The 7,786-nt window shown below is 69.1% G+C and carries 7 protein-coding genes; 4 read left to right on the top strand and 3 right to left on the bottom strand.

The window, feature by feature from the left end:
- Together cysW and PMI01_RS05800 are read left to right on the top strand one after the other, a co-directional pair.
- Positions 1-757: sulfate ABC transporter permease subunit CysW (gene cysW, locus PMI01_RS05805; RefSeq protein ID WP_007665182.1), on the top strand; the 757-nt coding region annotated here is incomplete at its 5' end.
- A gap of 22 nt (positions 758-779) precedes the next feature.
- Positions 780-1,799 carry a sulfate/molybdate ABC transporter ATP-binding protein gene (locus PMI01_RS05800; RefSeq protein ID WP_007665181.1) on the top strand — a complete coding sequence of 340 codons (1,020 nt, stop codon included), beginning with the start codon at positions 780-782 and terminating at the stop codon, positions 1,797-1,799.
- A gap of 111 nt (positions 1,800-1,910) precedes the next feature.
- On the opposite strand, the gene PMI01_RS05795 is transcribed toward PMI01_RS05800, so the two are convergent.
- The 3 genes from PMI01_RS05795 to PMI01_RS05785 are packed head-to-tail and all read right to left on the bottom strand — an operon-like array spanning position 1,911 to position 5,404.
- Complete coding sequence (locus PMI01_RS05795; RefSeq protein ID WP_035034884.1) at positions 1,911-2,894, bottom strand: transglutaminase family protein; 984 nt, start codon at positions 2,892-2,894, stop codon at positions 1,911-1,913.
- Between the two features lie 13 nt (positions 2,895-2,907).
- A complete protein-coding gene (locus tag PMI01_RS05790; RefSeq protein ID WP_007665179.1) occupies positions 2,908-3,849 on the bottom strand; it encodes an alpha-E domain-containing protein in 942 nt (313 codons plus the stop codon).
- A 31-nt stretch (positions 3,850-3,880) separates the two neighbouring features.
- Positions 3,881-5,404 carry a circularly permuted type 2 ATP-grasp protein gene (locus tag PMI01_RS05785; protein ID WP_007665178.1) on the bottom strand — a complete coding sequence of 508 codons (1,524 nt, stop codon included), beginning with the start codon at positions 5,402-5,404 and terminating at the stop codon, positions 3,881-3,883.
- Between the two features lie 244 nt (positions 5,405-5,648).
- Here PMI01_RS05785 and PMI01_RS05780 point away from each other — a divergent pair, with 244 nt between their 5' ends.
- Both PMI01_RS05780 and PMI01_RS05775 read left to right on the top strand, forming a co-directional pair.
- Positions 5,649-7,436: an autotransporter assembly complex protein TamA gene (locus PMI01_RS05780; RefSeq protein ID WP_007665177.1), complete on the top strand. Its 1,788-nt coding sequence runs from the start codon at positions 5,649-5,651 to the stop codon at positions 7,434-7,436.
- A partial coding sequence (locus PMI01_RS05775; protein ID WP_007665176.1) for a hypothetical protein occupies positions 7,433-7,786 on the top strand: 354 nt, incomplete at its 3' end. The genes PMI01_RS05780 and PMI01_RS05775, both read left to right, overlap by 4 nt.

Below are 7,786 nucleotides of genomic sequence, written 5' to 3'. Positions count from 1 at the left end.
GCCCCTGCCGCTAGCGGCGGTGTTCGCCGAGGCCCTGCGCAAGGGGCTGGGTCCGGCCCTGGCGGCGATCGCCAATCCCGACGCCCTGGCGGCGGTCAAGCTGACCCTGATCACCGCCGGGATCGCCGTGCCGTTCAACGCCGTCTTCGGCCTGTGCGCCGCCTGGGCGATCGCCAAGCACGAGTTTCCGGGCAAGCCGCTGCTGATCACCCTGATCGACCTGCCGTTCTCGGTGTCGCCGGTCGTCGCCGGCCTGATCTACGTGCTGGTGTTCGGTCTGCAGGGCTGGTTCGGCGAGCACCTGATCGACCACGACATCAAGATCATCTTCGCCGTGCCCGGCATCGTCCTGGCCACCATCTTCGTGACCTTCCCGTTCATCGCCCGCGAACTGATCCCGCTGATGCAGGAACAGGGCGTGGCCGAGGAGGAGGCGGCGGTGTCGATGGGCGCCTCCGGCCTCTACACCTTCTGGCGGGTGACCGCGCCCAACGTGCGCTGGGGCCTGCTGTACGGGGTGCTGCTGTGCAACGCCCGGGCCATGGGCGAGTTCGGCGCGGTGTCGGTGGTCAGCGGCCACATCCGCGGCCTGACCAACACCATGCCGCTGCACGTCGAGATCCTCTACAACGAATACGACTTCGTCGCGGCCTTCGCGGTCGCCGCCTTGCTGTGCCTGCTGGCCATCGTCACGCTGGTGCTCAAGGGCCTGCTCGAGATCGCCCAGCCCGACGTCAAGCGCGGCGGCGGACACTAGATGACCGGAACGCACTGATCCCATGACCATCTCCATCCGTTCCGTCGAAAAGAAGTTCGGGCGCTATCCGGCCCTGAACAGCGTCGATCTGGAGATCGCCGACGGCGAGCTCGTGGCGCTGCTCGGCCCCTCGGGTTCGGGCAAGACCACCCTGCTGCGCACCATCGCCGGCTTGGAGTTCCCCGACGCCGGCCAGGTGCTGTTCGAAGGCCAGGACGTGACCTTCGCCTCGGCCGCCGCGCGCCGGGTGGGCTTCGTGTTCCAGCAGTACGCGCTGTTCAAGCACATGACCGTGGCCCGCAACATCGCGTTCGGCCTGGATGTGCGCAAGGGCCGGGACAAGCCGTCGAAGGCCGAGATCAAGACCCGGGTCGAGGACCTGCTGAAGCTGGTCGAGCTGGAGGGCCTGGGCGGGCGCTATCCGTCGCAGCTGTCGGGCGGCCAGCGCCAGCGGGTGGCCCTGTCGCGGGCCCTGGCGGTGCAGCCCAGCGTGCTGCTGCTGGACGAGCCGTTCGGGGCCCTGGACGCCACGGTGCGCAAGTCGCTGCGCAAGGAGCTGCGCCGGGTGCACGACGCCACCGGCGTCACCACCATCTTCGTCACCCACGACCAGGAAGAGGCCCTGGAACTGGCCGACCGCGTGGCGATCCTCAACGCCGGCCGCATTGAGCAGATCGGCACGCCGCACGAGGTGCACGACCATCCGGCCACCCCCTTCGTCTGCGGCTTCGTCGGCGAGGCCAACCGTTTCGAGGGGACGGTGTCGGGCGGGCGCTTCACGGCCGGCCCGGTGGTCCTGCCCGCGCCGGGCGCCGCCGACGGCGCGGCGATCGCCTTCGTGCGACCGCACGACCTGGTGCTGGACGCGGCGGGTTTCGCGGCCAGGGTCGAGCGGGTGGTGGTCCAGGGGCCGCTGGCCAATGTCGACGCCTCGCTGCCCGACGGCCGCCGCATCGAGGTCTGCGCCGCCCGCGACGACGCCGACAACTTCACCGGCGAGGTGAAGCTGTCGGCTCGCCGGACGCACGTGTTCGCGGCCTAGAGCGCCGGACCTGATTGCATCAGGCCGGGCGCTCTAGGTTTTTGTTTTTTACGCATTTTCTTCACGCGAACCGGCATCCACTTCGCTCGAAAATGCTCTGGGCCCGGCGGCCTACTGCTGCTGTTGCCGCTGCTGGTGCTCGCGGATGGCGTCGGCGTTGGCCCGGCGGCCGCGGCCCGAGCCGAACGGCGTCGAGGGGCGGGGCAGGCGCATGAACTCCGGCTCGGCCAGGGCGGCCCGGGCCCGCCGCACCGAGACCCCGACCGCCAGGTGGCTCTCGGAATCGCCCTTGTAGACGCCGCGCGACGGGGTGACGTCGCCATAGTCGCGGCCCACCGCCACCGCCACGTGGCGCTCGCCGGTCATGACGTTGTTGGTCGGGTCGAAGCCCACCCAGCGATAGCTGGGCAGGAACACCTCGACCCAGGCGTGGGTGGCGTCGGGGTCGGAGCGGTCGCCGGCCTCGCGGTCGGTGAACAGGTAGCCCGAGACATAGCGGGCCGGCATGCCCCAGGCCCGGCAGATCGCCAGCATGATGTGGGCGAAGTCCTGGCAGACCCCCCGCCCGGCGCCGAGCGCCAGGTCGATCGGACTGTCGGCGTCGGTGACGCCCGGGGCGTACTCGAAGGCCTTGTAGATCGTGTCGCACAGCGCCTGGGCGGCCGAGAACGGGTCGCGGCGGCGAAGCTCATCGACGCCATGCGCGTCCATGAAGGCCCGCAGCGCCGGGGTGACCTGGACGAAGCCGTGGGGCTGCAGGTAGTCGAAGCACTCGCCGCGCACGAAGGCGCTTTTCAGCCGCTCCCACTCGCCCATGTCCAGCGGCATCGGCCATTCCAGCACCGGCTCGGTCTCGACCGCCGAGCGGGCGATGATCGTCAGGCCGTCATGCGGCTGGGGCACGTCGAAGTGATAGACGGCGTTGCCGAAGCTGTCGGCGTAGGAGAACACCTGGGCGGCCGGTTCGAGCTCCAGTTCGAAACTGACCAGCCGCTGGCGCGCGCCCTTCTGGGGCTGCATCCACAGCTCCATCAGGCTTTCGCGGACGGGCCGCTCGTAATGATACTGGGTGATGTGGCGGATCTCGAGCAGCACGGCGGTCGTCTTTCTAAGCAGGCAGTCGCATTTCGAGGGGATAGGCCACGAAGGTCTCATAGATCGCTTCGTGGATGCGCGAGCATTCGTTGACCACCGTGGTCAGCAGGGCGCTGGCGCCCTGGGCCTGAAGCTCGTCCAGGTCGGCGAACTGCAGCCGGGCCTTCAGCCGGCCGGCCAGCCGCTCGGGCCCGGTGCGGCCGTTGGCCTCGGTGTGGCGGGCCAGGACCGCCAGATGCTCCTCGATGCGCGAGGTGACGAAGCGGATCGAGCGTGGGAAGTCCTCGTCGAAGACCAGGAACTCCAGGATGTGCCGCGGCTCGATCTCGGCGGTGTAGACCCGCAGATAGGGCTCCAGGGCGCAGGCCATCCGCAGCAGGCTGACCAGGGCGATATGGTCGTTGATCTCGCGGCCCGGCCCTTCGGCGAAGCAGACCTCCAGCAGGCTGGAGACCAGTTGGGCGCGCTCCAGATACATGCCCACCATCATGAACCGCCAGCTCTCGCCGTGGCTCATGGTGGCGTCGGCCGCGCCCTTGAACAGGTGCACGTCCGAGATCACGTCGTGCAGGAAATTGGCCGAGCCGTCGGCGAACTCCCGGCCGGCGCCTTCGTCGGTGACCTTCAGATAGAGCAGGTTGAGCCGCTCCCAGGTCTCGGTGGTGATCTGGTCGCGCACCTGGCGGGCGTTCTCGCGCGCCCTGGCCAGGGACGAGACCACCGAGTTGTGGTCGGACCGGTCGAGCACCAGCGAGCGGGCCGCCTCGAACGGGGCGACGGCCCCGATCTCGGTCTTGCCGACCGCCGACAGGGCGATCCACACCGCCTGGGCCCCGGCGTCGGTCTGGTCGAGCGTGGCGTTGAGCATCACGCTCGACAGCCGCGACAGGTGTTCGGCCCGTTCCATGTAACGGCCCAGCCAATAGAGGCTGTCGGCCACCCGAGCGAGCATCATGCGAGCGACCCTTCACTCATAAGGCCCGGCATCATCCCAGACCTCCCGTGCCGTTCGACGGCGCCTCTTCGGCGAGCACCCAGGTGTCCTTGGAGCCGCCGCCCTGGCTGGAATTGACCACCAGCGAGCCGCGTTTCAGCGCCACGCGGGTCAGGGCGCCGGGGGTGACCACGGTCTTCTCGCCCGACAGGATGAATGGCCGCAGGTCGACGTGGCGCGGCTCGATCCGGCCGTCGACCAGGCAGGGCGCGGTCGACAGCTGGATGGTCGGCTGGGCGATATAGTTGGCGGGGTCGGCCTTCAGCGCGTCGGCGAACTCGGCGCGCTCCTTGGCCGAGGCGTGGGGGCCGATCAGCATGCCGTAGCCGCCGGATGCGCCCACCGCCTTGACCACCAGCTTGTCGAGATTGGCCAGCACGTGGCTCAGCTGGGCCGGCTCGCGGCACAGGAAGGTCTCGATATTGGGCAGGATGGCGTCCTCGCCGAGATAGTAGCGGATGATGTCGGGCACGAAGGCGTAGACGGCCTTGTCGTCGGCCACCCCGGTGCCCGGCGCGTTGCACATCACCACGTTGCCGGCCCGGTAGGCGTTGAACAGGCCGGCCGCGCCCAGCGACGAATCGCGGCGGAAGGCGAGGGGGTCGATGAAGTCGTCGTCGACCCGGCGATAGATCACGTCCACCCGGCGCAGGCCCGTGGTGGTGCGCATGTAGACCATGTTGTCATGCACCACGAGGTCGCGGCCCTCGACCAGCGGCACGCCCATCAGCCGCGCCAGATAGGCGTGCTCGTAATAGGCCGAGTTGTAGACGCCGGGGGTCAGCACCACGACCTGCGGGTTGGACCGCCAGTCGGCGCTCATGCTCTTCAGCGTGGCCAGCAGCAGGTCGGGATAGCGCTCGACCGGCCGCACGCCCGCCTCGCGATAGGCGCCCGGGAAGGTGCGCTTGGAGGCGTCGCGGTTGGCCAGCATGTAGGACACGCCCGACGGCACCCGCAGATTGTCCTCCAGCACGGCGAACTCGCCGTCCTGGCCGCGGATCAGGTCGCTGCCGCAGACATTGGCGTAGGCCTTGTGCGGCACGTAGACGTTCTGCATCTCGCGACGATAGGACGGCGCGCCCAGCACCAGCTCGCGCGGCACCACCCCGTCCATCAGGATCTGCTGCTCGCCGTAGATGTCGGCCAGGAACATGTTCAGGGCCTGCAGGCGCTGGGTCAGGCCCGCCTCGATCTTGGCCCACTCCTTGGCCGGCAGGATGCGCGGGAAGAGGTCGGTCGGGATGATCCGTTCGGTGGCGCTGTCGGCGCCGTAGACGGTGAAGGTGATGCCCTGCAGCAGGAACGACCGCTCGAGCATCCGCTGGCGATCGGCCAGCTCCTCGGCGCCCAGGGTCGAGATTCGCGTCTGCAGGGCCGCGTAATGGGCCCGCACGTCGCCGCCCTTGGCGATCATCTCGTCATAGGCGACGCCCGGCAGGTAGGCCGCCCCGGTCATCGGCAGGCTGGGGGTATCGTCGATGTCCTTGATTTTCACCGCCACGCCTGTGTCCATTTTATCCGCCCAGCACGCCAAAATGGGCCGGCGTGTTCACCCCAACCTAGAACGCGCGATCACGCCAGGTGGCGCTTTTCGTCATGCGCTGTCCCAATGCGCATAGCTGCTCATCATTTGGGCGCCATTGTCTCGGCGAGAGAAGGGCCTGGTTGTAAGGTTCCGTTGCATTTCGCCGCGTGACAGTCGGCGGGGGCGCCATATACAGGGGGTCTGGGGGCGCTCCGCGCGAGGACTTGAAGGCTTGGTGCGTAAGAGACTTGCCCTTGGCGTGACCGCGGCGGCCCTGTTGGCCGCTGGGCATGCCAATGCGAACGAGCCCGCGGCGAGCATCACCGGCGTCGAGGACCGTGCGCTGCGCGAGGCGATCCAGCGCGCCATGACCGAATCGAAGGTGCCGCCCCGCAGCCGCGCGGAGGCTCGCCGCCGCGCCCGCGACGCCGGCGACGACGCGGTCGCCGTGCTGCGGGCCGAGGGCTATTACGCCTATGTCGTCGAGCCGGACGTCAGCGAGGCCGATCCGCCGCGCCCCATTCTGAAGATCACGCCGGGCCCTGTCTTCGTCATCGCCGATCCGAGACTGGCCTGGAGCGGCGCCGCGCCGGACGAGGGCGTCGCCAAGCGCGCCGAGAGCGTCATGCGCCTGACGCCGGGCGAGCCGGGGCGGGCCGTCGATGTCCTGGCCGCCGAGGGCCGCGTCGTTTCCCAGGTGCAGCAACTGGGCTATGCCGACGCCACGGCCGATCCGCGCGAGGTCATCGTCGATCACGCCGACCACACGGTGCGCCCGACCTTCCATATCGCGGCCGGCGACCTGACCCATGTCGACGGGATCCAGGTGATCACCCAGGGGCGGTCCAACCCCGCCTGGGTGCAGCATCTGGCGCCCTGGAAGTCGGGAGACGTCTACGAGCCGGAGGATATCGCCGAGCTCGAGCGCCGGCTTCGCGACACCAGCGTCTACGACACGGTGTCGGTGTCGTTGGCCCCGAAGGAGAAGATCCTTCCCGACGGGCTGCGGCCGGTGATGGTCACCCTGTCGGATCGCAAGGCCCACACGCTGGAAGTGGGCGCGGGTTATTCGACCACCGACGGTCCCGGCGTCGACGTCAAATGGATCCGCTACAACCGTCTGCGTCGCGCCGACACCACCACGCTGACCGCGAGCCTGGCCAAGCTGGACAGCCGGCTGGAAGCCGAGGTGGCGCTGCCGCACTGGCGGCGCGCCCAGCAGACCCTGAAGCTGAACACCGCGATCTTCCGCGACGACACCGACGCCTATCTGGAAACCGGAGCCCATGCCGGCGTCGACCTGACCCGCCGGCTTCGGCCGACCGTCTATCGCACCTATGGCATGGCGGTGGACCTGTCGCAGATCGACTCGCCGATCACGGTCGACGGCGTGGTCAAGAATTCGCGCCAGAACTTCGCCACCTTCACGACCCTGGCGGCCTATGCCTGGGACCGTTCCGACAGCGTCCTGGATCCCACCCGCGGCTGGCGGGTCGAGGTCCGCGCCGAACCCACCGCCATCACCGGGGACCTGACCATGGCCTTCGTGAAGGCCCAGGTGCAGAGCTCGGCCTATCTGCCGTTCGGCAAGGGCGCGAAGACCGTGATCGCGGGCCGGTTCAAGGCCGGGCAGATCCTCGGCGGCACCATGCCCGAAGTGCCGGCGTCGCGGCGCTTCTATTCGGGCGGCGGCGGCTCGGTGCGCGGCTACGCCTACCAGGCGATCGGCCCGCGCATCGACAACACCAGCACCCCCCAGGGCGGGCTTTCGCTGCTGGAGACCTCGCTGGAGGTGCGCCACAAGTTCACCGAGAAATGGGGCGGGGTGGCCTTCGTCGACGCCGGGGCCGTGGGCGTCGACAAGTGGCCCAACGGCGACGACTTCGGCGTCGGCGTGGGCCTTGGCGTCCGTTACGATCTGGGCTTCGGGCCAATCCGCGCCGACATCGCCATGCCGCTCAGCCGGCGCGTGGGCGATCCGGCCTTCCAGCTCTACATCAGCATCGGGCAGAGCTTTTGACCGACGCATCGCCACCGCCTGAAGACCTTCCGGAGGCCGCCGCCGAGGCCGCGGTCAAGGTCGCGCGCAAGATCGGCTGGCCAGGCCTGGTGATCATCGTTTCGGTGAGCATCGTGGTGCTGGTCGCCGTGCTGCTGGGCGGGGTTCGCTTCGGCGCCATCACGCCGCAAGGGCGCGCCTTCCTGGAGGCGCGGACCAGCGGCCTGAAGCTGGGCCGCATCGGCCGGCTGAAGATCGAAGGCCTGTCGGGCGACATCTGGAGCGACTTCGGCGTCCGCCGCCTGACGATCAGCGACGAGAAGGGCGTCTGGCTGGAAGCCTTCGACCTGCGCGTCGACTGGCGGCCCGCC

This window comes from Caulobacter sp. AP07, assembly GCF_000281955.1.
Lineage (GTDB): Bacteria > Pseudomonadota > Alphaproteobacteria > Caulobacterales > Caulobacteraceae > Caulobacter.
This window is presented reverse-complemented; position numbering and strand designations above follow the sequence as displayed.

Bases quoted from the DNA above. Each gene is read 5' to 3' on its own strand.
- PMI01_RS05785 (WP_007665178.1), bottom strand. From the start codon at position 5,404: ATGGACACAGGCGTGGCGGTGAAAATCAAGGACATCGACGATACCCCC.
- PMI01_RS05790 (WP_007665179.1), bottom strand. From the start codon at position 3,849: ATGATGCTCGCTCGGGTGGCCGACAGCCTCTATTGGCTGGGCCGTTAC.
- PMI01_RS05800 (WP_007665181.1), top strand. From the start codon at position 780: ATGACCATCTCCATCCGTTCCGTCGAAAAGAAGTTCGGGCGCTATCCG.